This window comes from Klebsiella sp. OBRC7, assembly GCF_000293135.1.
In the GTDB taxonomy this organism is placed as follows: domain Bacteria; phylum Pseudomonadota; class Gammaproteobacteria; order Enterobacterales; family Enterobacteriaceae; genus Klebsiella; species Klebsiella michiganensis.
The window spans coordinates 17147-40871 of record NZ_ALNJ01000088.1 but is presented as its reverse complement, the minus strand read 5'-3'; the positions used below and the strand labels follow the sequence as shown (position 1 = coordinate 40871).

Here is a 23725-nt window from a genome sequence, read left to right as displayed (position 1 = left end):
ATAAGATGGTGTTTATTCATTATGAGTTCTATTTTACATGTGGCCGTAATGTCACCAAATCGTTATTTCTGTCTGGGTCTGAATAGCCTGCATGAACAAAAGGCGATGCCCGCTATTCAGCTGCACTTTTGTCACGACCTGAAGTCTTTAAAAGCATTAATGGAGAGCGCTACGCTCTCCGGCGTGCTAATGGAGACGTTTGGTGAAGGAGAAAACATCTACGATGCGTTTGTTTTTGGCGATTATCTAAAAAAGCAGGCCAGGGACATCGCCGTGTTTGTTTTTCGCTCATTCTGGAGCAATCTTTCTGATTTGCCGCATTATGCGCGCTATCATGTTTCCTCAACTGAAGATGAAATATGGGAATATTTTAAATTAATACTGAGAGGCTATCAGCGAAATAATTATATCTCCCGCTGGGAGACGCTGCTGACCCATAAAGAGTATCAAGTTATCAGGATGCTGTGCTGCGGACAGCAGTATCATCACATAGGTAAATCACTGGGTATTACGATTAAAACCGTGAGTACGCATAAAATTAAAGCGCTGAAAAAACTCGGCGCGCCCAGCATGTCATCTTTAATTCTCCAATTTAAACGCTAATGGTCGCGCGCCGCAGGCTGCCGTGACCGGGCGTACATACGGCTATCCGCGGATTCCCTCATGCTGCGCATTTATCTCGCCAGCCAACGCCATCCCGCAGCAATAGTATAATCTCTTATTCTCCCTCCCTGTATTCTGCTTTCCTGTTGACGGTGTTCGTAATATATTCTCGTCAGGTTTTAATAAAAATCCATAATAGGGCAATGAAATTGCGAAGGCTCAACGTGATTCCATGTAACAAAGCAACATGTGAACTGGCTTACATTTTCAACCGCGCTCGCCATTTATAGTGAGCGCCAGTGTTAGGGGGCGTATTCAATCATCATGGCATCCATTAAAGACGTAGCGAAAAGAGCTGGGGTCTCGACGGCGACCGTGTCGCGAGTGCTTAACAATCATCCCAGCGTCGTGCCAGAAACGCGCCAGGCGGTGCGTGATGCGATGGATTATCTCTGCTATGTCCCCAGCAAGAGTTCGTTTCAGCTTAGCGGGAAATGTTCAGGGCTGATTGGTGTGGTTTTGCCTAATCTGGTGAATCCTCACTTCTGTGAACTGTTGGCGACGGTGGAAGAAGAGGCCCGGTATATCGGCAAATCGGTGATCGTTAAAACGCATCAGAACCAGCCGCAGCAGGATAAACATATTATTCAGACCTTAGTGGGGATGGGCATTGACAGCCTGCTATGGGTGCCGACAGAAGCAGAAGCCGAACTTTCAGAATGGTTAAGCATTACCCGGATTCCGGTCGCCGTTGTCACCCAGGTGTCCCGGTTCTTCAATTCCGTATCGATTAACCAGGACCGGGGGGCAGAAAGTATTGCCGAACATTTTATTCATACAGGCCATCTTTCATTTGGCTTTATTGCCCAGGAAGGGGTGGATAGCCGCAAGGTCTCGTCGTACAGCAAAAAAATAGCGAGTCACGGTTTAAAGCTTGCGAAAGATAATTCGTTCTGGATAGCCAAAGGCGAGGGCGAAAAGATATCAGGCCATATTAGTATTCTTGATGACATTATCGAGAAACTCAGCGAGCCGACGCGAACCTGCACATGTCTGTTAGTGTATAACGATATTGCAGCAAACTATCTTATCGATGGGCTAAAAGAAAAAGGCATCTCCGTTCCTGAAGATATTGCGATCGCCAGCTTTGATAATACCCTGCTGGCGCAAACTAAAAAAATCACCAGCGTTGCACAGCCGGTAAATGAAATAGCTCACTTCGCGTTTCAGATGGTGACACATCAACAGCAGCCGGACAGTATTGAAATGCATGAAATTGTCTCCCGGTTAATTATCCGCGAGAGCAGCGTAAAGATTAATATTACTTCCCTGTAAGGGATAGGTATTTAGTAATGGCGCAACGTTTGCGCCATGGGCTCCTTTTAACAAAAAATAGGTGTATTTATGTCTGCTACTGCAATTGAAAAGCCAGGCGTTTATGAAAAGCTGGGGCTGAGGGAGAAGATCGGCTACGGCATGGGTGACGCTGGTTCAGGAATGATATGGAGCGTACTGGCTCTCTATCTGACGTGGTTTTATACCGATGTTTATGGCCTGAATGCCGGGGTGGTGGGCACATTATTCTTGGTTATCCGTATCTTTGATGCTTTTAGCGATCCGCTAATGGGAGCAATCTGCGACCGTACCGTCTCGCGTTGGGGTAAATTCCGCCCATGGTTGTTATGGATGGCGTTTCCGTTTGGCCTGGGCGCGGTACTGATGTTTACTACCCCCGATCTCAGCATGAACGGCAAGATTATCTATGCCTGGGTTACCTATCTGCTCATGTCGCTGATTTATACCGCGATTAATATTCCCTACTGCTCGGTCGGCGGCGTCATTACCCTCAATCAGAAAGAGCGCATGGGCTGCCTGTCATGGCGCTTTTTCCTTAATGGCCTGGCAACATTAATTATCTCCTCCTCTATTCTGCCGTTAACGGACTGGCTGGGTAACGGCGATCGCGCCTCCGGTTTCCAGCTGACCATGATCATTATGGGCGGCGCGGCAACCCTGATGTTCCTGTTCTGCTTCTCCAGTATTAAAGAGCGGGTGGTGTCGGTGAAGCAAAACGAGTCGTTAAAGAAAGACCTGCGCGATATCATCAAAAACGATCAGTGGCTATTGATGATCTCTATTACCTTCCTGAACGTTTTCCCGGCGTTTATTCGCGGCGGCGTAACCATCTATTATGCTACCTATGTCATGAAAGCGTCCGTCGGATTTATTACCTTCTTTATGGCGCTGGGCGTGGCCTGTAATATGCTGGGCAGCGTGCTTGCCAAACCGCTTACCGATCGTTTTGATAAGCTGGCGCTGTTCCGCATTATTAATATTATTCTCGGCATTCTCTCGTTTGCGCTGTGGTTTATTGATCCGCAATCCCTGACCCCGCTGATGACGCTGTTCATCATTATTAACGTTCTACATTTAATACAGTCTGGCCCTATTCTGTGGGCGATGATGTCCGACGTCGATGACTACGGCGACTGGAAATTTGGTAAACGCCTGACCGGCATCTCCTTTGCGGGAAACCTGTTTATGCTCAAAATGGGGCTGGCGGTCGCCGGTGCGATCGTCGCCTGGATTCTGGCGTTTACCGGCTATGTCGCAAATGAGCCGCAGCAAAATTCGCAGACCATTCAAGGTATTATCATGATGTTCTCACTACTGCCGATGGTGAGTTATTTCATCAGCGCGTATCTGGTGCGCTACTTCAAGCTGAATAACGCGTTCCTTGAGAAAATCAAAACGGATCTTGCAAAACGTGAGCTGGAAAAAGGTCGCGGTAAATGACCAGTAATGCTGAATATCGGTTTTATTCAACAATCACATAGCTATGGTTTAAATATTGCTTATTGATTTCCATTTAATATTAAAGGATGTGTTTATGGTTCCTGAGAATTATTATGACGTCACGCGATGGCCGGTTGGTAATCCCTATCAGGATATTGGCGAAGTGATTAACAGTATTCTCGCCGATATTAAATCGCGACAAACCGAAACCGATATAAACGACGGGGGTAAACCGGGCGCCGCGATTTATATTCCGCCCGGCGATTATCATCTGAAGACGCAGGTCTTAATTGATATCAGTTATTTAAAAATTATGGGTTCCGGGCATGGTTTTGTCTCCTCGAGCATTCGCTTTAATACGCCGGCGGACGAGTGGGCGAATTTGCACGATATATGGCCGGGCGGGAGCCGAATCCTGGTCGATCTCTGCCCGCAGCCCGGCGATGAAGAACACGCTGGCGCTGCATTTTACGTGAAACGCAGCGGGGCGCCGCGTATCAGTTCGGTGGCGTTCGAAAACTTCTGTATTGATGGTCTGCACTTTGTTGATGATGGGCTGGGAAACAACGACCCGGAAAATAGCTATACGAACGGCAAAACCGGCATTTATATCGCCAGCGCGCAGGACGCTTTCCGCATTACCGGGATGGGATTTATCTATCTGGAGCATGGCCTCACCGCGTACAATAGCGATGCAATGGCGATCCATAATAACTTTATCGCTGAATGCGGTAACTGTATTGAGCTGCGTGGCGCCGGGCAGGCTTCAAAAATAACCGATAACCTGATTGGCGCAGGCTACAAAGGCTATTCTATTTATGCGCAAAACTTCGGGGGATTATTGATTTCTACCAACAATATTTTCCCCCGTGGCGCAAGCAGCGTGCACTTATCGGGCGTTGTCCGCTCTGGCATCACCAGCAATCGATTCCATTCATTTTATCCGGGAATGCTTGTTCTCGAGAATAACTGTGCGGAGAATCTGATCTCGGCAAACCATTTCTTGCGCGATCGTGAACCCTGGCCACCGATGCAGGACTATGACAACGGCCTGGATGATGCCTATGGCTTGCTGCATATAAACGGCAGTAATAATTCGGTTATTGCCAATCATATTTCCGAAACGATTGATGTTCAGTATCTCAAGCCGCTGGGAATAAAACCGGTCATCATCCGGCTTGTTTCCGGCAAAGGGAATTATATTGCGAATAATCATATCGTGGCGACCACGGAGACGTCAGCGGCGCAGGTGCAGCCCTCCGAAGAGGATGCCTGCTTTGCGGCGCAGGTCAGCGCTTTGCTGACGACGGCCAGGTTAAAAGAGCTCGATGCGGTCGCCGTGCAGGTAGAAAAAGAATCCGCGCAAAACACGATACTGGATAGCGGAAGCGACGATCGGGTGCTGATGGACAGGGCGGTAAACGCCTTCAGGGCCACGCCCGTTCCCGGAACGATGTAACGCTCTTCGATCTGAAGCGGTGGCCCCGCTAAACGCAGCGGGGCCGTCATGAATTTAATCGAGATAAAACACCTCTTTAAGCTCCGCGCTTACCGGACTGTTGTCCGGATTGGCAGGCATCACATCGCGCATATGCTGCCACCAGCGCTGGCACACCTCGGTCCCGGCGACGGCGTCCCAGCGCGCTTCGGATTCAATCTCCACCGTGGCGAACAGCAGATGGCGCTCTTTATCGAGATAAATCGCGTAGTGGTGCGCGCCGTGGGCTTTCAGCACCGCTTCCAGCTCCGGCCAGATGGGGTTATGACGGCGCTGATACTCTTCATGCGCGTCCGGGTTTACCTGCATCACGAAAGCTTTACGGATCATAATGCCTCCAGATAGAGTTCGCGGACTTCATCGCGGCTGGCGGTGCGCGGATTGCACGGCGCGCACGGGTCGGCCAGCGCTTTATCCAGCCAGCCTTCAATATCAGCTTTGCTGACGCCAAGCTGGCTGAAGCCTTGCGGAATGCCGACGCGTTTGCTCAGCGCGCGGATGGCGTTGATGGCCTCCATGCTGGCCGCTTCATCGCTCATACCGCGGGTATCGACGCCCATCGCCTGCGCCACGCGCGCGAAGCGGGCAACCGCGTGCGGCCGGTTAAAGTTTTCGATGATCGGCAGCAGGATGGCGTTGCACACGCCGTGCGGCAGGTTGTGGGTAGCGCCCGGCTGATGGGCCAGCGCGTGCACCAGGCCGAGACCGGCGCTGTTAAACGCCATGCCCGCCAGATACTGGCCAAACGCCATCTGCTCGCGGGCTTCAAGATGGTGTCCATCGTCCACGGCTTGCGGTAGCCACAGGTTTATCAGGCGAATCGCTTCCAGAGCGTTGGCGTCGGTCAACGGATGCGCGCCAACGGACACGAAGGCTTCAATGGCGTGGGTCAGCGCGTCCATGCCGGTGGCGGCGGTAATGGACGGCGGGATGTCCAGCATCACGCTGGCGTCATCGACGGCGATATCGGGAATGATATTGGGGTCGATAATCACCTCTTTTACCTGGCGCTCGGCGTCGATAATAACCGCGTTGCTGGTCATCTCCGCCGCGGTGCCGGCGGTCGTGTTGATGGCCACCAGCGGCACGCCGGCGTTTTTCACTTTGCCGACGCCGGAGTAGGCGGTCGATGGCCCCGGGTTGGCGGTGAGGATTTTTATCGCTTTGGCGGTATCAATCGGGCTGCCGCCGCCGAAGGCGATAAGGTAATCACACCCGGCCTCCCGATACGCCGCGTAGCCTTTTTGCACCAGCGCTTCCGTTGGGTTAGGGAACACTTCGTCAAACAGATGGTAAGACATCTGCTGTTCATCCAGGGCGGTAAACAGGCTGTCGAGCAGCCCCAGCTTCACCAGCTGGCCGTCGGTGACGATCAGCGCTTTGCCCCAGCGTTTACCCGCCACCAGCTTGACCATATCGCCGATTGCGCCCGCGCCGTGGAGGCTGATTTTGGGCAGTGCCAACATAAAACTCATGATAATTCTCCTTAATGTTGATTTGGGTAATCCGTTTCCCTTCACCCGCCCCCGGGTCGCGGCTGGCGCCTTACCCGGGCTACACGTACCGGTCAGATTAGGGTGAAGGGGAAATTAAATTCGTCTTCGCTGCATCATCCGCCGGGTAATAATCGGCAGCGAGATCACCACGATCAGCATCGCGCCGATGATGATCGACATCACGATCCCCGGCACGTTGAGCAGGCTCAGGCCAAACGTCACCAGCCCCATCAGGAAGGCGGCGATAATCACCCCCACCATGCTGCCGGAGCCGCCGAGAATATTGACGCCGCCGAGCACCGCCATCGTGACGACCGCCAGCTCCCAGCCCATCGCCAGCGTCGGGCGGGTGCTGCCGAGCCTCGAGGTCAGCAGGACCGCCGCCAGCCCGGCCATCAGCCCGACCAGCGCGAACAGCACCAGATTGTGGCGCTTGACGTTGATCCCGGAGAACCAGGCCCCGGTCGGGTTATTGCCGATGGCGTAGGTCCGGCGGCCAAAGTTGGTTTTATGCAGCAGGAAGGTAAAGGCGGCGGCGAGGAGGATAAACAGCGCGAACTCAAAAGAGAGCGCCCCCCACACGTAGCCCTGGCCGAACCAGGCGAAGCTGTCCGGGTAGTGATTGAGCGCCTTGTCGCCCAGCAGAATGTAGGTTATTCCGCGATACAGGCTCATGGTGCCGATGGTGATCACAATCGACGACAGGTTAAAGCGCGTCACCAGGATACCGTTGAACAGGCCGCACAGCAGCCCCACGCCCAGCCCGACGGCCACCAGCAGCGGCGTATCCATACCCGCCGCCGCGCAGAAGCCCATCGCCGTTGAGCTCAGCGCCATCGTCGAGGCTACCGAAAGGTCGATCTCTCTGGCGATAATCAGCATCGCCATCGGCAGCACGATGATCGCTTTTTCGGTAAAGTTAAACGTGGCGTCAGACAGGTTCCAGATATTAAGGAAGTAGGGTGACGCCAGGGCGTTCACCACGAATACCGCCAGGGTTACCGCCAGCAGAAACCCTTCCCAGCACAGCAAGCGGCGCAGCGGCGACGGCGCGGCCGGGGCGCTTTTCATCTCTTCAGACATCATTATTTTGCTCATGATTTCACCGCCTGTTTCTGCCGCGCCAGCGCCGCGTTGCGCAGGATTAACCGCCCGCTACCTTTATTACCGCGTTCGTTAAGCAGCACCGCAATGACGATCACCGCGCCGGAAATGGCCATTTGCCAGAACGGCGAAATGCCAATCACCGGCAGGGCGTTATTGATAACGCCGAGGAACAGCGCGCCGCACAGGCAGCCGAGCACGCGACCGGTTCCGCCCATGGTGCTGATGCCGCCGATGACGCAGGCGGCGACCACCTGTAGTTCAAAACCGTTGGCGACATCGACATAGGCGACGGCGAAGCGCGAGATCCACAGATAGCCGCAGAACCCGGCCAGCGCGCCGGAGAGGCAGAAGCTGACAAACTGCATTTTCCCGGCGTTAATCCCGGTGTAGTACGCCGCCGTCGCGTTGCCGCCCGCGGTGTACAAGGCCCGGCCGGTGCGGCTGTAGCGGAGGAAATAGCCCACCAGCAGCAGCGCGGCGATGGCGCACCAGCTCAGCAGCGGCAGCCCCAGCAGCGAGGCGCGCGGCAGGCCGAGAAAATCGGCGCTCATCTGGTGCGAGTTCACCCAGCCGCCGTCGGAAAGCAGGAAGATAATCCCGCGATAAATACTCATGGTGCCCAGCGTGACCACGATGGCCGGAATGCCGAGCCGCCAGACCAGCAGGCCGTTAATCATCCCCATCAGCAGGCCAAGCAGGGTCGCCAGCGCCAGCAGGGCCGCCACCGGGATACCCGGATAGTGGGCGTTGAGCAGCGCGACGATCATCCCGGTCAGCGCCAGATTGGCGGCCATCGACAGATCGATGCCTTTGGTGAGCAGCACCATCATCTGGCCGAGGGCGAGGATGATCAGAATGGCGGTGTCGTTAAACATCTCCACCAGATTGCCCGGCGAGACGAACGACGGCGCCCGGCTGCCGATAGCGCCGATCATCAAAATGACGACCGCCGCCAGCAGCGCTTCGCGGTGTTTAAGCAGTTGTCGGCCCATTACGCTGCCTCCCGACCGGCGCCGCTGGCGGCGCTGACGATGGTTTCCGCCGTCGCTTCACCGGCGCGATACTCGGCCACCATCAGCCCTTCGTGCATCACGATAATCCGGTCGGCCATACCCATCACTTCCGGCAGCTCCGAAGAGACCATAATGACCGCCAGCCCCTGGCTGACCAGCTCGGACATAAACTGGTGCACCGCCGCCTTGGAGCCGATATCGATACCTTTGGTCGGTTCGTCGAGGATAATCACCTCGGGATGGGTTGCCAGCCATTTGCCGATCACCACTTTTTGCTGATTGCCGCCGGAAAGGGTTTCCACCGCCTGTCGCCAGCTAAAGGCCTTAACCTGCAGGCGCGAGGCGTACTCGTCCGCCAGCCGCCATTCGCGGGCGTCGTTAAGCACGCCGCGGGGGTTCAGTTTGCTGAGCTGCGGCAGGCTGATGTTCTGGGCAATCGGCAGGGCGATAATCGCTCCCTGCTTCTGCCGCTCTTCCGGCACGCAGACGATACCGGCGCTGATGGCGTCGGCTGGCTGGCGAAAGCGCATCGGTTTCCCCTTCAGCACGATATCGCCGGAAGAGGGATGCGAGACTCCGGAGAGCGCCTGCATCAGCTCGGTGCGCCCGGCGCCCACCAGCCCGTAAAAGCCCAGAATCTCCCCTTTGCGCAGGCGGAAGCTGATATGGGCGAACTCGGTGGGGTGGCAGAGGTCTTTCACCTCCAGCACCGTTTCTCCCGGAATACAGTCGACTTTCGGGTAGGTTTGGGTAATCGCGCGGCCCACCATCATCGCCACCATCCGCTCTTCGGTGATGTCGTTAATCGCGCCGGAGCTGACGTACACGCCGTCGCGCAGAATGGTGTAGTAGTCCGCCAGCTCGAAAATCTCATCGAACTTATGCGAGATAAACAGAATCGCTTTGCCGTCCTGCTTCAGGCGCTCAACGATTTGATAAAACTCCAGAATTTCATGCTGCGAGAGCGCCGCCGTCGGCTCATCGAGGATCACCACCTGGGCTTCAAAGGAGAGCGCCCGGGCGATGGCTACCATATGGCGTTGGGCGATGCTGAGGGTTTTCAGCGTCGCGCGCGGGTCAATCTGTACCTCGAGGCGGGTGAGTATTTCGCTGGCTTTGCGGTGCATGGCGGGCCAGTCGAGCTTCTTCAGCAGGCCGCGATGCAGATACTGGCCGACGAAGATATTTTCGGTGACCGAGAGTTCGTCGAACAGCACGGTTTCCTGATGAATCGCGGTGATCCCGACCTTGTGCGCCGACTCCGGGTTCGGCAGTTGGATAGGAATCGCTTTATAGAGAATCTCGCCCTCTTCGGGCTGATAAATGCCGGTCATCACTTTGACCAGCGTCGATTTCCCCGCGCCGTTTTCGCCGATTAAAGCGGTCACTTTGCCGGGCCAGAGATCGAGCTGTACGTTTTCAAGAGCGCGGACACCGGGAAAAACCTTGGTGATGCCCTTCAGCGACAGCAGTGGGGTGGATGCTGACATGATAGTTCTCCGTAAAATCACCCCTCACCCTAACCCTCTCCCCAAAGGGGCGAGGGAACCGTTCAGTGCTCGCTGGCAGCAGTGCGCAGAGGGCCTGACTTTCTCCCTCTCTTTTTGGAAGAGGGCCGGAGTGAGGAAACAGGGTTAGAAAATTTTCGAGAACTTATCGATGTTGCTCGCATCGTAGACGAACGGTTCGGCCATCGCGCCGCTACCGTCGGCGTCCAGCTTCACTTTGCCCAGCTTGCCCATATTGGCTTCGGTTTTGGTCGCCGTGCCTTTGACTAAATCGTCGGCCAGATACGTGGCGGCGTAGCCGAGGTCAATCGGGTTCCAGATGGCGAAGCTTTTGCTGGCGCCGGACTTAATCGCCCCGGCCATTTCCGACGGCAGCCCCAGCCCGGTGACGTAGACCTTGCCGATTTTGCCCTGATCTTTCACCGCCTGGGCGGCGGCCACGATCCCCACCGACGAAGGCGAAACGATCACTTTCAGGTCAGGATATGACTTCAGCAGGCCCACCGCTTCGCGGTAGCTTTTATCCGACAGATCGTCCCCGTAGGCCACGGTCACCAGATTGACGGACGGATACTGCGGCAGCACCTTTTTCATCTCCTCAATCCAGATGTTCTGGTTGGTGGAGGTTGGGGTGGCGCTTAAAATCGCCACATCGCCTTTTTCCACGTTCAGCGCCTTCAGCGCATCGGCGGCGAGCTTAACGTTGGTTTCGCCAATCAGCGCGTTATTGGACGGGTTAAGATGGATCTGGCGGCCCGCCGGCGCGACGCCGGAGTCCCAGGAGACCACCTTAATGCCGCGCTGCATCGCTTTTTTCAGCACCGGCACCACGGCGTCGGGATCGTTAGCGGAAATGGCGATCGCATCCACCCCCTGGGCGATCAAACCATTCAGCACTTCGATCTGCGCTTCGGCGGTGGTGGTGGTCGGGCCGGTATAGATCACTTTGACATCGCCTAACTCTTTGGCCGCTTCCTGCGCGCCGACGTTCGCTGCTTCGAAGAATCCATTTCCCAATGATTTCGCCACGAGGGCGATTTTGACTTCGGCTAAAGCGGAACCGGACAACGCCAGGATGGCAACGGTGAGGATCAAGCTTGTGTTTGTTTTCATTGCTTTTACTCCACATAATCGAGTTAGTTTGTAGGGTTTGCAGGTGTTTTTTTCGCCCCGTCTCGGTGAGCGGGGCGCGATGTTGTTATGAATAAAGGTCTAACGCGGACTGCAGGGGTTGAACGTTGAAGCGTTTGCCAAGGGCGACCAGCTCTTCGCGGGTGATGGTTTGTTTCATCCCGCCCATTGAGTAAACTTTCACCAGCACCTCGGCGGATTTCTCGGCGGTATCGATCAGGCCGAAGGTTTCGTCCAGATTGGGGCCGCTGCCGAAAACGCCGTGGAACGGCCACAGCACCAGCGAATGTTTCTGCATCGCCTCGGCGGTGGCCTGGCCGATTTCGTCGGTACCCGGCACCATCCACGGCAGGATGCCGACGCCGTCCGGGAAGACCACCAGGCATTCGGTACTCCCTTCCCACAGCTTGCGGGTAAACAGATCGCTGTTGTTCTCCAGCACGTAGGTCAGGGCGATCAGATTGGTGGCGTGGCAGTGCATGATCACCCGGTCTTTACCGTTGGTCAGCCGGATGCGCTCGCTGTGCGACAGGAAGTGCGCCGGCAGCTCGGATGTTGGCACCGCATCGTTGGTCAGGCCCCAAAGAATATGGTATCCCGCGCCGTCGCTGTCGACTTTCACCACCCCGAGGTTCGCCGCCGGGTCGAGCTGGACGTTACGGAAGAATTTACCGGAACCGGTGACGATAAACGGCTGGTTAGCCAGCGTCGGCATCGGCTGGCTCAGGGCGATATAGCGCGGTTTGGTGTGGAAATCCGCCGCGTAGGGTTCGATATCCGCTTCGTCGAGGCGCAGCGTCAGGTTGCCGCCGTTGCGCTCGTCCCAGCCTTTCAGCCAGGCGTCAGAAGTGGCTTTAATCATGCCCTGGACGAACCAGGCGTCGATAATGGTCTGCATAGTCTTGTCTTTCCTGTTGATTCGGCGCGGGGTTGGCCCCTCGCCCTGAATATGTGCGAGCCCCCGGATTGCGCCGTAAACGGCTTATCCGGGCTACCGGTTTGTAGCCCGGCCGCGACCCGGGGAACGTCAGGCTTTACCCGCGCTGGCTCAGAACCGCATTTTCATAAGCACGTACGTTATCCAGCCACTGGCTACCTGCCGGCGTATCGTGACGCTGACAGTACATCTCCCAGATGGCCTGCCACGGCAGGCACTTCTGCTCTTCCAGCAGCGCCAGGCGGGCGGTGTAATCGCCATCGAGCTCCAGCTGACGCAGCTGCCCGGTCGGTTCCAGCAGGGCGCGCAGCAGGGCTTTTTTCATATTGCGGGTACCAATCACCCACGCCGCGATGCGGTTAATCGAAGCATCGAAGAAATCGAGACCGATATGCACGCGGTCGAACAGATCGTGACGGATGATTTCGCTGGCGATGGCCTGGGTTTCGTCATCCAGCAGCACCACGTGGTCGCTGTCCCAGCGTACCGGACGGCTGACGTGCAGCAGCAGGCGCGGGATATAGAGCATGGCGGCGGAGATTTTGTCGGAGATGACCTCCGTCGGGTGGAAGTGGCCGGCATCCAGGCACAGGGCGGTCTGGCGGCTGGTGGCGTAGCCCATATAGAACTCATTGGAGCCGACGGTGTAGCTTTCCGCGCCGATACCGAACAGTTTGCTCTCGACGGCATCAATGTGGTGCGCCGGGTCCAGCTTCTCGCTGATCACTTCATCGAGCGCGTTCAGCAGGCGCTGGCGCGGCGCGAAGCGGTCAACGGTAATATCCTTCATGCCGTCCGGGATCCAGATATTCATTACCGACGGCGTGCCCAGCTGCTCGCCGAAGTAAGCGGAAATACGGCGGCTGGCCTTGCAGTGATCGATCCAGAACTGGCGGATTTCATCGTTGGCGTGCGACAGCGTAAAGCCGTCGGCGCTTAGCGGATGCGAGAAGCAGGAGGGGTTAAAATCGAGCCCCAGCTTGTTGGCTTTCGCCCACTCAACCCAGTTTTTAAAGTGCTCCGGCTTAATTTCATTGCGCGGCACCGGCGTGTCGGATTCGAGATAGAGCGCGTGCAGGTTCAGGCGTTTTGGCCCGGGGATCAGGCTCAGCGCCTGCTCAAGGTCGGCGCGCAGCTCGCTGGCGTTACGCGCTTTACCCGGGTAGTTGCCGGTAGCCTGAATGCCGCCGGTCAGGCTTCCTTCCGGGTTTTCGAAACCGACGACGTCATCGCCCTGCCAGCAGTGCATGGAAACGGGCAGGCGATCCAGCTGGCGCAAGGCCTCCTCGACGTCCACGCCGACGCTGGCGTAGCGCTGTTTGGCAATTTCCCAGGCTTGTTCAAGTTGAGTGGTCATGCGCAAAGCTCCTTGGTCTGTTGTGGCTGAAACTGCGCGACGAAGCGGGCAATTTCACTATCAGGATTGGGGGTAAAGGTGGTGAGGGCGTAGTTTTGCCGCACCACCTGACGGAATTCATCGACGTTGTGCAGCTCGTCCAGGGTCATCAGCTGAATGCCGATATTGCCCAGGGTGGAGGCCTCAATCGGGCCGGCGATCACGGTGATGCCGCAGGCGTCGGCACACAGCTGGTTGAGCAGTTCGTTCTGGCAGCCGCCGCCGACAATATGCAGCTGGCTGAACGGCTGACCGCGCAGCGCCGCCAGCTCGTTGAGCACCCGGGCGTAGAGCAGCGCCAGGCTGTCAAAAATACAGCGCGCCAGCTCGGCGTCGGTATCGGGAACCGGCTGCCCGGCTTCGCGACAGGCGGCCTGGATTTCCGCGCTCATGTTGTCCGGGTTGATAAAGCGGTCATCGTTGCAGTCGATGACGAAGCGGCAGGCCGGAAGCGCAGCGGTACGCGCGATCAGCGCCGGCAGGTCGCCGACGTTTTGCTCCTTGAGCACCCGCTGAAGCAGCCACAGGCCCATAATATTTTTCAGCACCCGATAGCGGCCTTCGGCACCGCCTTCGTTGGTGATATTGGCCCTTAGCGCCGCATCGCTGGTGCAGGGGGTTTTGCTTTCAAAGCCCATCAGCGACCAGGTGCCGGAAGAGAGATACGCGGCGTTTTTGCTGGCCAGCGGCGAGGCGATAACCGCGCTGGCGGTATCGTGGCTGGCGACGGCGACCACCGGGATGTTATTGCCCTGCGGGCAAATCCAGTGGCCAATAACGTTGCCGGGATGAGTCGGCGTACCGAACCATTCGCGCGGTGCGCCGCTCCAGTTCAGCAGATCTTCATCCCAGCTATCGCTGTTGATGTTAACCAGTTGCGTGGTGGTGGCGTTGGTGTATTCCCAGTTCATGTTGCCGGTCAGGCGGAAGCTAAAGTAGTCCGGGATGAGCAGCGCGTGTGCGGCCTTGCTGACCAGCTCCGGCTGCTGTTCAACCAGCGCGCGCAGCTGATAAAGGGTATTAAACGGCAGAAACTGAATACCGCTGCGGCGGTAGATCTCCGCCCGGCCCAGCTGCTCTTCGGCATGGCGCATCAGGCCCTGGGTGCGGGAGTCGCGATAGGAAACCGGCAGGCCGACGCGCTGACCCGCTTTATCCAGCAGGACATAATCCACGCCCCAGGTATCGATGCCGATGCTGTCGATCAGGATGCCCTGTTCGCAGACCTTCTCCAGACCGCGGCGAATTTCCCCTTCCAGGCTATCGAGATCCCAGCAGTCGAAGCCATCCACCTTTTGCAGGTTATTGGTAAAACGGTGAATTTCACGCAGCGCCAGCGTTTGCTGACCGGGCTGATAACCGGCGAGCATCACCCGCCCGCTGGAGGCGCCTAAATCGACGGCGACACAATGACGAAAATTCATGGGAAGATCCTTGTGAAAATCATTGCATGCAGTCTAAAAAAGTCGCGTCGGGCTCACCTTCTTGTTACTGACAGGGAAAATTGGCCGCTGGCAAGAAAGCAAAGGTGACCGTGAGGGAGGTCACAGTTTCGTTTTCTCCGCGCTGGGGTGAGGGATGTGATGTTGTCCGCAGTTCCCGATCTTTCCCGTCATTTCTTGAAAAAGCGGCAGGCTTTACGAATTTTGCGGTCAAAAATTGAAGGCCGGATCGTCGGCCCTTAATTACTATTTGCTCCACTGATTGATAACTTTTCTCATCTCGAGGAGCGGCTATGACTATGTTGCACAGTGTGGATTTCTTTAAGTCCGGCGTTTCAGCTGTCGCCATTGAGCCGCGGCTCCCGCAATCCGCTTTTCCTGAGCATCACCATGATTTTCATGAGATTGTTATTGTGGAGCACGGCACCGGGATTCACGTTTTCAACGGCCAGCCCTACACCATCAGCGGCGGCTCGGTCTGCTTTATCCGCGATCACGATCGCCATCTCTACGAGCACACGGATAATTTATGCCTGACTAATGTGCTCTATCGCGCGCCGGATGCGTTTCGCTTTTTGTCCGGCCTGAACGCGCTGTTGCCGCAGGAGCAGGAGGGGAACTACCTCTCGCACTGGCGGGTGAATCAGAATGCGTTGCAGCAGGTGCGCCAGATTGTGGAGCAGATGGAGAACGTTGGCGCGGATGCGGATATGCACGCCATCGCCAGCCGCGAGATTTTATTTATGCAGCTGCTGGTGCACCTGCGTAAAAGCAGCCTCGCCGAAGGGGCCGCCAACAACGACGCGCGGCTCAACCATTTGATGGCCTGGCTGGAAGACCATTTTGCCGAAGATATCTGCTGGGAAGAGGTGGCGGCGCGCTTTTCGCTCTCCTTGCGAACCCTGCACCGTCAGTTAAAACAGCAAACCGGGCTGACGCCGCAGCGCTATCTGAATCGGGTGCGGTTGATGAAAGCGCGCCATTTACTGCGCCATAGCGATGACAGCGTGACCGATATCGCCTATCGCTGCGGATTCGGCGACAGTAACCACTTTTCGACGCTTTTCCGCCGTGAGTTTGACTGGTCTCCGCGCGATATTCGTCAGGGGCGCGACGCCATTCTTCAGTAACGGGAGAGCAGTCAACGTTTTGACAGACATAAACGCGAATAATGAAACGTTATTTACGTCCGGAGTTGATGTCGTGGCAGGTCAGCTGATTCTTCGCAAAGATGAATTTTTTGCCTCTCCCGCTCAGGCGGTGGCGGTGGCGGATCGCTATCCGCAAAACGTTTTCGCCGAGCACACCCATGAGTTCTGCGAACTGGTGCTGGTGTGGCGGGGTAACGGCCTGCACGTCCTGAACGATCGCCCGTGGCGGATTACCCGCGGCGATCTGTTCTATATCCGCGCGGAAGACAAACACTCCTACGCCTCGGTGAACGATCTCGTCCTGCAAAACGTCATTTACTGCCCGGACCGGCTGCGGCTTAACTTTGACTGGGCGGCGCACATTCCCGGCCTGTTCGGTACACCGTGGGTTCCGCACTGGCGGATTGGCAGCAGCGGCATGGCCCAGGTCAGGCAGGTGATTACCCAACTGGAGCATGAAAGCAGCCGCAGCGACGCGCAGGCCAATAATATGGCCGAGCTGCTGTTTGCTCAGCTGGCGCTTATTCTTCAGCGCTATCGCTACGCCACCGATAATCTGGCGGCAACCCAAAGCGAAGCGCTGCTCGATAAGCTACTCACCGAGCTGGCGGGCAGCCTCAATCGTCCCTTCTTTCTTGACCGTTTTTGCGAGCGCGAAGGGTGCAGCGAACGCGCGCTGCGCCAGCAGTTTCGTCAGCAGACGGGGATGACCATCAACCACTACCTGCGCCAGCTGCGCATCTGTCACGCGCAGTATCTGCTGCAGCATACCGAACGGCTGATTGGCGAAGTGGCGATGCAGTGCGGATTTGAAGACAGCAACTACTTTTCGGTGGTGTTTAACCGCGAGATAGGCATGACGCCGGGGCAGTGGCGGCAGCGCAGTCGCACCGCCGCCTGACGACGCTAGTTCGCCATTCCCAGACCAACGATATTGGCGGCGATAATAATCACCACGCAGCCGAGGCTGAGGACGCCCACCGGACGACGACCGGCGTTGTTCCACTCTTTCAGTATCAGACCCACCAGGCCGCCGCACAGCACGTAGAAGCTCATATGCAGCATCCAGCTCATGTAGTCGTACTGCGGCGGAATGCTGGCGTGGCCCCAGGCGTAGAAAAAGAACTGCAGATACCACATCAGGCCGCCTAACGCCGAAAGCAGGATATTGCTGATGATAAGCGGTTTTGCCAGCGAGAAGTCGGCTTTTATCGACAGGTTTTTTACTTTTGCCAGACGGATAAAGCAGAAGCCGAGGTTGACCAGCGCGCCGCCGCCCATGATCACCACATAGCTTGGCAGCGCGGTGTAGAGCGGATCAACGCCGAGCGCGGCGGCGGCTTCATGCATCGGCTTGGCGGCGTTCATGGCGAATGACATACCGGCCGAGAAGATGCCACACATCACCGCCAGCAGCAGCCCCTTTTTCAGGTTGAAGTCTTCGGCTTTGATGCCCATTTTGCGCTCTTTCAGCTGGCCTGCGCGGGTGACGATACCCACGCCAATCACCGCGACCAGCACGCCGAGCAGCGTCATCTGGCCGCCTTTAGTGTTAATGAGAACATCAAACTGACCGTTAAGAATCGGCGTCATTAACGTGCCGACAATCAGCGTGATACCAATGGCGATGCCGATCCCCATCGACATCCCCAGGTAACGCATTGTCAGGCCGTAGTTGATATTACCGATACCCCACATGGCGCCGAACAGGAAAACGGGCAGCAGAGTGGAGGCGTTAAAAGAACCGTAATAGGCCCAGAAATCGGGCAGCAGCATGGCGCTGATGGCCCACGGGAGGATCAGCCAGGAGACAATACCGCCGATAGACCACATGGTTTCCCAGGACCAATGTTTAACTTTCTTGAACGGGGCATAGAAACAGGCTGCACTGGCCGCACCTATCAAATGCCAAAAAATACCCATCGTAATCGCGTGATTCATTGATTTTATCCTCATCTATTTTTTATCGGATAAATCTTCTTCCGACCCGATGAGTGTAAAAATCGGTCAGTTTTTCCGCCTTTAAGCTGTTGCCACCCGAAGCCTGAACCTGGCAACCAAAAACTTAATTAGTTGTTCTGTATCACAAAACGACATCTATTACCCGTTGTTATAACCTTATTAAAAATACGGCATTGATAAGCGTTTTCAATATCATTTAATTAACTATAATGAACCAACTGCTTACGCGGCATTAACACTTTCCGCCGCTCGACAATAATGGAGATGATTATGAGTTATACACTGCCTGCCCTGCCGTACGCTTATGACGCCCTGGAACCGCATTTTGACAAGCAGACGATGGAAATCCATCACACTAAACACCACCAGACCTACGTAAATAACGCTAACGCAGCGCTGGAAAGCCTGCCTGAATTCGCGAGCCTGTCTGCAGAAGAGCTGATTACCAAACTGGATCAGCTGCCGGCAGACAAAAAAACCGTGCTGCGTAACAACGCAGGCGGCCACGCTAACCACAGCCTGTTCTGGAAAGGCCTGAAAACCGGTACCACCCTGCAGGGCGACCTGAAAGCGGCTATCGAGCGTGATTTCGATTCCGTTGACAACTTCAAAGCGGAATTTGAAAAAGCGGCGGCGACCCGTTTCGGCTCCGGCTGGGCGTGGCTGGTGCTGAAAGGCGACAAGCTGGCGGTGGTTTCTACCGCTAACCAGGACTCCCCGCTGATGGGTGAAGCGATCTCCGGCGCTTCCGGCTTCCCGATTATCGGCCTGGACGTGTGGGAACACGCTTACTACCTGAAATTCCAGAACCGCCGCCCGGACTACATCAAAGCGTTCTGGGACGTGGTGAACTGGGACGAAGCCGCAGCGCGTTTTGCCGCCAAAAAATAAGGTTGCATTGTGCTGAGCGAGAAGCGAGTCTGATGACTCGCTTTTTTTATATCCGCAGCAAAGGAGCAGCGATGCACTATCCGGTGAATGTCTTTGTGGGCAAGGTAAGGGATTATGACGGCAGCCGTCCAAGCGCCATCGGTAAAATTCAGGTCGATGGTGAACTGACCCTCGGCGATTTGGGGCTGGAGGGCGATGAGCAGGCGGAGAAGAAAATTCACGGCGGGCCGGACCGCGCGCTGTGCCACTATCCCCGTGAACACTACGCCCACTGGGCCCGTGAGCTTCCGCAGCAGGCAGATCTTTTCTGCGCCCCGGCGTTTGGCGAAAATCTCTCGACCGAAGGGCTGACCGAAAAAAACGTCTACATTGGCGATATCTTCCGCTGGGGAGAAGCGCTGATTCAGGTCACGCAGCCGCGATCGCCGTGCTTCAAACTCAACTATCACTTTGCCGTCAGCGATATGGCGCAGCTTATGCAAAACAGCGGCAAAACCGGCTGGCTGTATCGGGTGGTGGCGGGCGGGCGGGTCTCCAGCGATGCGCCGCTCACGCTGGTTTCCCGGCTCAGCGACGTGAGCGTTCACGAAGCGGGCGCCATCGCCTGGCAGATGCCGTTTGATGATGACCAGTACCACCGTCTGCTCTCCGCGGCGGGGCTGTCGGTAAGCTGGAGCCGTACCATGCAGAAACGGCGCCTGAGCGGGAAGATCGAAAATAATTCGCGGAGATTGTGGGGGAAATAGCGCTTCCGTGCGCGTTCCCGGATGGCGGCGCGTTGCGCCTTATTCGGGCTACCCGTTTCGAACCCGGCCCGGTGAAGCCAGGCCGGGGGGATCAGGTACGCTTGTACAGCGGCAGCCAGAGGGTTAAGCGCAGACCGCCCAGCGGGCTGTCGTCGGCCTTCACCCAACCGCGATGCTGTTGAATCGCCGCCTCGACAATCGCCAGCCCCAGCCCGGTACCGCCAGACTCGCGGTCGCGCGCCTCATCGGTACGGTAGAACGGACGGAAAATCTGCTCGCGATCCTCCGGACTCACGCCCGGGCCGTCATCATCGACGTTCACCGTGATGCCGTCTTTATCCACTGAGAAGCTTACCGAAATTTTAGTATGCGAGTAGCGCAGCGCGTTACGCACGATATTCTCCAGCGCGCTTTCCAGCGCATTGGGGTTACCATACAGCGGCCACGGCCCCGGCGGATACTCGACGGTGAACGATTTCCCCATCTGTTCGGCTTCAAAGGCGGCGTTATCCAGCACCTCGCCCCACAGCTGGTTGGCTTTCACCGTTTCGCTGACCAGCGCGGTTTTCGCCTGATTGCGCGACATCACCAGCAGGTCGTTGATCATGCTATCCAGCCGGTGCGCTTCCATCTCAATACGCTCCAGCTCTTTGCTTTCCCCGCTGCGGCGGCGCAGCAATGCGGTGCCTAACTGCAGGCGGGTCAGCGGCGTGCGCAGTTCGTGCGAGATATCGGACAGCAGACGATGCTGGCTGGACATCATGCGCTCCAGCGCGGTCACCATCTGGTTAAAACTGGTCCCGGCGGCTAAAAACTCCTGCGGACCGGCTTCCAGCTCCGGATGCTGACGCAGGTTGCCCTGGGCGACTTCATCGGCGGCATTTTTCAGCTTACGTGCGGGTTTCGCCAGGCTCCACGCCAGCCATAGCAGCAGCGGGGCGCTGACTAACATCGTGACGATCAGCAGCAGTAGCGGCCGGTCGAACAGCAGATTGATGAAGTCTGATTGTGACGTATTGGCAGGACGAATCAGATAGAGCTGGTAGTTATCTTCTCCATCCCTGACGGAAAAAGGTCCGACCATTTCCAGACGACCATAGCGCTTTTTCTGCGGATGGTCGGCGTTATCCGCCTGGCCGATAAAGTTGCGGATAATCTGCATTTCGTTGCGTTCGGCACCGATAACGCGACCTTCGCTGGTGACCAGCAGCAAACGCTGGCCCGGCGGAGCCCACTTATCGATGGCGCGAAACAGACGACGCCACCACATCAGGTCGTTTGGCGGATCGTTCGCCAGTTCGGCCTCGACGTGCTGTTCAATCATGATGCCCTGACGTTGCTCGCTCTCCAGCAGCTCGGTCATCTGGCGCGAGTCCAGCTTAGGCAGCATCAGAACCAGCATCAACACCAGCGCCAGCGTGAGCCAGAAAATAGCGAAGATGCGTGCGGTTAAACTTCCAATCATGAAGCCGATACCATCAGATAGCCGCGTCCGCGCAGGGTTTTAAACCACGGATGGCCGTCTTTGCGCTCCGGCAGCTTGCGCCGCAGGTTGGAGATGTGCATATCGATCGCGCGATCGAACGGCGTCAGGCGTTTACCCAGCACCTCCTGGCTAAGATGCTCACGCGATACCACCTGGCCAAGATGCTGCGCCAGAAGATAGAGCAGGGTGAACTCGGTGCCGGTCAGTTCCAGGGTCAGACCATCGAAGCTGGCTTCCTGGCGACCGGGGTTAAGGCTTAGCGCATCCACTTCCAGCGTCGGTGAACCGGCTTCGGTTGTCTGCTGCTGCTCGCTCCAGTGCGACCGGCGCAGAATCGCGCGTATACGCGCCACCAGCTCACGATCGTTGAACGGCTTAGGCAAATAATCGTCCGCGCCCAGCTCGAGGCCGAGAACGCGATCCAGCTCGCTCCCGCGGGCCGTTAGCATGATAACCGGGGTCTGGTGTGTCTGACGCAACTCTTTGAGCGTGTCGATACCGTTTTTCTTCGGCATCATCACATCAAGCAAAAGTAAATCGATGCTGTCGTCCAGAAGGGCCAGCGCCTGTTCCCCATCATGGGCGACGAGCACATTAAAACCTTCCATATCGAGCAGCTCTTTTAACAGGGAGGTGAGCTCCCGGTCATCATCTACTAACAGGATTTTATTCATTGTTTAAATACCTCCGAGGCAGAAATTACGTCATCAAGGCTCGCTAATCCATGACTTTACGTTGTTTTACACCCCCTGACGCATGTTTGCAGCCTGCATCGTAAACTCTCTCTCGTTGAATCGCGACACAAACGTTTTGGGAGTATGTGATGCGCAATGTTATCGCTGCCGTCATGGCCTCAACGCTGGCGCTAAGTGCATATAGCCAAGCCGCTGAAGTCGTCACCAGCGTTAACTGGCTTCCCGGAGACGAAGGGGTCCAGCGCAGCAGCCAGAGCCATATGTTTGACGGCATAAGTTTAACTGAACACCAACGGCAACAGTTACGAGATCTTATGCAGCGGGCACGCCACGACAGGCCACCCGTTAATGTTAGCGAAATGGAGACAATGCATCGCCTTGTCACCGCAGAAAATTTTGATGAAAACGCTGTACGCGCTCAGGCAGATAAGATGGCGCAGGAACAGGTTGCCCGCCAGGTTGAAATGGCAAAAGTTCGCAACCAGATGTATCACCTGCTAACGCCAGAGCAGCAAGCGGTTTTAAACGCTAAGCACCAGCAACGAATGGATCAGTTGCGTGAGGTTGCACGGATGCAAAAAGGCTCAGCGATGATGCTTTCGAGTAGTAGCAATACCCTGCAACCCCAGTAACAACCCTGTTTTCCTTGCCATAGACACCATCCCTGTCTTCCCCCACATGATGTGGGGGTTTTTTTTGCCCGTTATTCAGCGCCCTCCTGGCTCCCCGTCCCGGTAAAAGATCGGGTTATACTAAGCGCATCGCGAAGTAAGGAGCGTTTATGAATCAATCTTATGGGCAGCTGGTGAGCCGCGCGGCGATTGCGGCGACGGTGATGGCCTCTGCGTTACTTTTGATCAAGATTTTTGCATGGTGGTATACCGGGTCTGTGAGTATTCTGGCGGCGCTGGTTGATTCACTGGTGGATATCGCTGCCTCGTTGACCAACCTGCTGGTGGTGCGTTATTCGCTGCAGCCTGCCGATGAAGAACATACCTTTGGCCATGGTAAAGCGGAATCGCTGGCCGCGCTGGCGCAAAGTATGTTTGTCTCCGGCTCGGCGCTGTTTCTGTTCTTGACCGGTATTGATCATCTCGTTCGTCCTGAGCCGATGAATGCGGCGGGCGTAGGGATGGTGGTGACGCTGATTGCGCTGGTCAGCACGCTGCTGCTGGTCACGTTCCAGCGCTGGGTCGTAAGAAAAACACAAAGTCAGGCGGTACGGGCGGATATGCTTCATTATCAGTCTGATGTTATGATGAACGGCGCAATTCTGGTGGCGCTGGCCCTCTCCTGGTACGGCTGGCACCGTGCTGATGCGCTGTTTGCATTAGGTATAGGCGTCTATATTTTATATAGCGCGCTGCGCATGGCTTATGACGCCGTTCAGTCGTTGTTAGACCGCGCGCTTCCTGATGAGGAACGCCAGGAAATTATCAATATCGTGACCGCGTGGCCAGGCGTCAGCGGGGCGCACGATCTACGAACGCGGCAGTCAGGGCCGACTCGCTTTATTCAGATTCATTTGGAAATGGAAGATAACCTCCCGCTGGTTCAGGCACACGTGATTGCCGACCAGGTGGAGCAGGCGCTGTTGCTCCGTTTTCCCGGGTCCGATGTCATTATCCACCAGGACCCCTGCTCTGTGGTGCCGTTAGGGCAGCAGGGTGTTTTATGATCTTTAGGTTATAGTCTGTAAACTCGATGTAAAAGTGTGGGGCGGATCGGCATTTTTTGTATAAATTACCGCCATTTGGTCTGACCTGAATCAATTCAGCCAGAAGCGTTTGATATACTATTGCAATTATCGTTGTGCACTCCTGGTGAGGGGCGCTTCAGGCAACAGGATTATTTTTTGCTTCCTAAG

At 56.2% G+C, this 23725-nt stretch carries 22 protein-coding genes; 10 read left to right on the top strand and 12 right to left on the bottom strand.

Annotated features, from left to right (window positions below; all coding sequences use genetic code 11):
• Nucleotides 1-21: 21 nt before the first annotated feature.
• The 4 genes from HMPREF1144_RS18720 to HMPREF1144_RS18705 all read left to right on the top strand — a co-directional run bounded on the left by HMPREF1144_RS18720 (nt 22) and on the right by HMPREF1144_RS18705 (nt 4858).
• On the top strand, nt 22-603 hold the full coding sequence (locus tag HMPREF1144_RS18720; RefSeq protein ID WP_004855956.1) for a helix-turn-helix domain-containing protein: 582 nt from the start codon (nt 22-24) through the stop codon (nt 601-603).
• Between the two features lie 324 nt (nt 604-927).
• Nucleotides 928-1938, top strand: coding sequence for a LacI family DNA-binding transcriptional regulator (locus HMPREF1144_RS18715; RefSeq protein ID WP_009653659.1), 1011 nt, complete (start codon nt 928-930; stop codon nt 1936-1938).
• 69 nt (nt 1939-2007) lie between these two features.
• Nucleotides 2008-3399, top strand: coding sequence for a glycoside-pentoside-hexuronide (GPH):cation symporter (locus HMPREF1144_RS18710; protein WP_009653645.1), 1392 nt, complete (start codon nt 2008-2010; stop codon nt 3397-3399).
• Between the two features lie 94 nt (nt 3400-3493).
• The gene (locus HMPREF1144_RS18705; protein ID WP_009653656.1) at nt 3494-4858 is read left to right on the top strand and encodes a NosD domain-containing protein; all 1365 of its coding nucleotides are present in this window, start codon (nt 3494-3496) and stop codon (nt 4856-4858) included.
• A 54-nt stretch (nt 4859-4912) separates the two neighbouring features.
• Here HMPREF1144_RS18705 and rhaM read toward each other — a convergent pair whose 3' ends face one another.
• The 9 genes from rhaM to rhaB all read right to left on the bottom strand — a co-directional run bounded on the left by rhaM (nt 4913) and on the right by rhaB (nt 14909).
• Nucleotides 4913-5227, bottom strand: coding sequence for an L-rhamnose mutarotase (rhaM, locus tag HMPREF1144_RS18700; RefSeq protein WP_009653649.1), 315 nt, complete (start codon nt 5225-5227; stop codon nt 4913-4915).
• Nucleotides 5224-6372, bottom strand: coding sequence for a lactaldehyde reductase (gene fucO, locus HMPREF1144_RS18695; protein WP_004855966.1), 1149 nt, complete (start codon nt 6370-6372; stop codon nt 5224-5226). The genes rhaM and fucO overlap by 4 nt, the downstream gene beginning before the upstream one ends.
• 114 nt (nt 6373-6486) lie before the next feature.
• The gene (locus HMPREF1144_RS18690; RefSeq protein ID WP_004855968.1) at nt 6487-7491 is read right to left on the bottom strand and encodes an ABC transporter permease; all 1005 of its coding nucleotides are present in this window, start codon (nt 7489-7491) and stop codon (nt 6487-6489) included.
• Nucleotides 7488-8492, bottom strand: coding sequence for an ABC transporter permease (locus tag HMPREF1144_RS18685; protein WP_004855970.1), 1005 nt, complete (start codon nt 8490-8492; stop codon nt 7488-7490). Before HMPREF1144_RS18685 ends, HMPREF1144_RS18690 begins: the two co-directional genes overlap by 4 nt.
• On the bottom strand, nt 8492-10003 hold the full coding sequence (locus HMPREF1144_RS18680; RefSeq protein WP_004855972.1) for a sugar ABC transporter ATP-binding protein: 1512 nt from the start codon (nt 10001-10003) through the stop codon (nt 8492-8494). Before HMPREF1144_RS18680 ends, HMPREF1144_RS18685 begins: the two co-directional genes overlap by 1 nt.
• A gap of 144 nt (nt 10004-10147) precedes the next feature.
• Nucleotides 10148-11134 (bottom strand): rhamnose ABC transporter substrate-binding protein, encoded by a 987-nt coding sequence (gene rhaS / locus HMPREF1144_RS18675; RefSeq protein ID WP_004127197.1) that lies wholly within the window; start codon nt 11132-11134, stop codon nt 10148-10150.
• Nucleotides 11135-11219: 85 nt separating this feature from the next.
• The gene (gene rhaD, locus HMPREF1144_RS18670) at nt 11220-12050 is read right to left on the bottom strand and encodes a rhamnulose-1-phosphate aldolase (protein WP_009653625.1); all 831 of its coding nucleotides are present in this window, start codon (nt 12048-12050) and stop codon (nt 11220-11222) included.
• 136 nt (nt 12051-12186) lie between these two features.
• Nucleotides 12187-13446 carry an L-rhamnose isomerase gene (gene rhaA, locus HMPREF1144_RS18665; protein WP_009653648.1) on the bottom strand — a complete coding sequence of 420 codons (1260 nt, stop codon included), beginning with the start codon at nt 13444-13446 and terminating at the stop codon, nt 12187-12189.
• Nucleotides 13443-14909 (bottom strand): rhamnulokinase, encoded by a 1467-nt coding sequence (gene rhaB, locus HMPREF1144_RS18660; protein WP_009653636.1) that lies wholly within the window; start codon nt 14907-14909, stop codon nt 13443-13445. The genes rhaA and rhaB overlap by 4 nt, the downstream gene beginning before the upstream one ends.
• A gap of 311 nt (nt 14910-15220) precedes the next feature.
• Between rhaB and rhaS (HMPREF1144_RS18655) the strand changes: the two genes are divergently transcribed.
• Entirely contained in the window at nt 15221-16057 is an 837-nt protein-coding gene (gene rhaS, locus HMPREF1144_RS18655) for an HTH-type transcriptional activator RhaS (protein WP_014227422.1), read from the top strand.
• A gap of 73 nt (nt 16058-16130) precedes the next feature.
• Nucleotides 16131-16979: an HTH-type transcriptional activator RhaR gene (rhaR, locus tag HMPREF1144_RS18650; protein ID WP_004127212.1), complete on the top strand. Its 849-nt coding sequence runs from the start codon at nt 16131-16133 to the stop codon at nt 16977-16979.
• Nucleotides 16980-16984: 5 nt separating this feature from the next.
• Here the strand turns inward: rhaR and rhaT are convergent, their stop codons facing one another.
• The gene (gene rhaT, locus HMPREF1144_RS18645; RefSeq protein ID WP_042928023.1) at nt 16985-18019 is read right to left on the bottom strand and encodes an L-rhamnose/proton symporter RhaT; all 1035 of its coding nucleotides are present in this window, start codon (nt 18017-18019) and stop codon (nt 16985-16987) included.
• A gap of 291 nt (nt 18020-18310) precedes the next feature.
• On the opposite strand from rhaT, the gene sodA reads away from it, so the two are divergent.
• Together sodA and yiiM are read left to right on the top strand one after the other, a co-directional pair.
• A complete protein-coding gene (sodA, locus tag HMPREF1144_RS18640) occupies nt 18311-18931 on the top strand; it encodes a superoxide dismutase [Mn] (RefSeq protein WP_009653642.1) in 621 nt (206 codons plus the stop codon).
• Between the two features lie 71 nt (nt 18932-19002).
• Nucleotides 19003-19677: a 6-hydroxyaminopurine reductase gene (gene yiiM / locus HMPREF1144_RS18635; protein ID WP_009653647.1), complete on the top strand. Its 675-nt coding sequence runs from the start codon at nt 19003-19005 to the stop codon at nt 19675-19677.
• 91 nt (nt 19678-19768) lie between these two features.
• Here yiiM and cpxA read toward each other — a convergent pair whose 3' ends face one another.
• Both cpxA and cpxR read right to left on the bottom strand, forming a co-directional pair.
• Nucleotides 19769-21142: an envelope stress sensor histidine kinase CpxA gene (gene cpxA / locus HMPREF1144_RS18630; RefSeq protein ID WP_004107505.1), complete on the bottom strand. Its 1374-nt coding sequence runs from the start codon at nt 21140-21142 to the stop codon at nt 19769-19771.
• Nucleotides 21139-21837 (bottom strand): envelope stress response regulator transcription factor CpxR, encoded by a 699-nt coding sequence (gene cpxR / locus HMPREF1144_RS18625; protein ID WP_004127228.1) that lies wholly within the window; start codon nt 21835-21837, stop codon nt 21139-21141. The genes cpxA and cpxR overlap by 4 nt, the downstream gene beginning before the upstream one ends.
• 149 nt (nt 21838-21986) lie before the next feature.
• Between cpxR and cpxP the strand changes: the two genes are divergently transcribed.
• Complete coding sequence (gene cpxP / locus HMPREF1144_RS18620; protein WP_004855993.1) at nt 21987-22490, top strand: cell-envelope stress modulator CpxP; 504 nt, start codon at nt 21987-21989, stop codon at nt 22488-22490.
• Between the two features lie 149 nt (nt 22491-22639).
• Complete coding sequence (gene fieF, locus HMPREF1144_RS18615; protein ID WP_004855994.1) at nt 22640-23536, top strand: CDF family cation-efflux transporter FieF; 897 nt, start codon at nt 22640-22642, stop codon at nt 23534-23536.
• The last annotated feature ends 189 nt before the right edge of the window (nt 23537-23725 follow it).

Excerpts from the sequence above, each read along its gene's own strand:
- HMPREF1144_RS18720 (WP_004855956.1), top strand. The coding sequence starts at position 22 with ATGAGTTCTATTTTACATGTGGCCGTAATGTCACCAAATCGTTATTTC.
- HMPREF1144_RS18715 (WP_009653659.1), top strand. The coding sequence starts at position 928 with ATGGCATCCATTAAAGACGTAGCGAAAAGAGCTGGGGTCTCGACGGCG.
- HMPREF1144_RS18710 (WP_009653645.1), top strand. The coding sequence starts at position 2,008 with ATGTCTGCTACTGCAATTGAAAAGCCAGGCGTTTATGAAAAGCTGGGG.
- HMPREF1144_RS18705 (WP_009653656.1), top strand. The coding sequence starts at position 3,494 with ATGGTTCCTGAGAATTATTATGACGTCACGCGATGGCCGGTTGGTAAT.
- rhaM (WP_009653649.1), bottom strand. The coding sequence starts at position 5,227 with ATGATCCGTAAAGCTTTCGTGATGCAGGTAAACCCGGACGCGCATGAA.
- fucO (WP_004855966.1), bottom strand. The coding sequence starts at position 6,372 with ATGAGTTTTATGTTGGCACTGCCCAAAATCAGCCTCCACGGCGCGGGC.
- HMPREF1144_RS18690 (WP_004855968.1), bottom strand. The coding sequence starts at position 7,491 with ATGAGCAAAATAATGATGTCTGAAGAGATGAAAAGCGCCCCGGCCGCG.
- HMPREF1144_RS18685 (WP_004855970.1), bottom strand. The coding sequence starts at position 8,492 with ATGGGCCGACAACTGCTTAAACACCGCGAAGCGCTGCTGGCGGCGGTC.
- HMPREF1144_RS18680 (WP_004855972.1), bottom strand. The coding sequence starts at position 10,003 with ATGTCAGCATCCACCCCACTGCTGTCGCTGAAGGGCATCACCAAGGTT.
- rhaS (WP_004127197.1), bottom strand. The coding sequence starts at position 11,134 with ATGAAAACAAACACAAGCTTGATCCTCACCGTTGCCATCCTGGCGTTG.
- rhaD (WP_009653625.1), bottom strand. The coding sequence starts at position 12,050 with ATGCAGACCATTATCGACGCCTGGTTCGTCCAGGGCATGATTAAAGCC.
- rhaA (WP_009653648.1), bottom strand. The coding sequence starts at position 13,446 with ATGACCACTCAACTTGAACAAGCCTGGGAAATTGCCAAACAGCGCTAC.
- rhaB (WP_009653636.1), bottom strand. The coding sequence starts at position 14,909 with ATGAATTTTCGTCATTGTGTCGCCGTCGATTTAGGCGCCTCCAGCGGG.
- rhaS (WP_014227422.1), top strand. The coding sequence starts at position 15,221 with ATGACTATGTTGCACAGTGTGGATTTCTTTAAGTCCGGCGTTTCAGCT.
- rhaT (WP_042928023.1), bottom strand. The coding sequence starts at position 18,019 with ATGAATCACGCGATTACGATGGGTATTTTTTGGCATTTGATAGGTGCG.
- sodA (WP_009653642.1), top strand. The coding sequence starts at position 18,311 with ATGAGTTATACACTGCCTGCCCTGCCGTACGCTTATGACGCCCTGGAA.
- yiiM (WP_009653647.1), top strand. The coding sequence starts at position 19,003 with ATGCACTATCCGGTGAATGTCTTTGTGGGCAAGGTAAGGGATTATGAC.
- cpxA (WP_004107505.1), bottom strand. The coding sequence starts at position 21,142 with ATGATTGGAAGTTTAACCGCACGCATCTTCGCTATTTTCTGGCTCACG.
- cpxR (WP_004127228.1), bottom strand. The coding sequence starts at position 21,837 with ATGAATAAAATCCTGTTAGTAGATGATGACCGGGAGCTCACCTCCCTG.
- cpxP (WP_004855993.1), top strand. The coding sequence starts at position 21,987 with ATGCGCAATGTTATCGCTGCCGTCATGGCCTCAACGCTGGCGCTAAGT.
- fieF (WP_004855994.1), top strand. The coding sequence starts at position 22,640 with ATGAATCAATCTTATGGGCAGCTGGTGAGCCGCGCGGCGATTGCGGCG.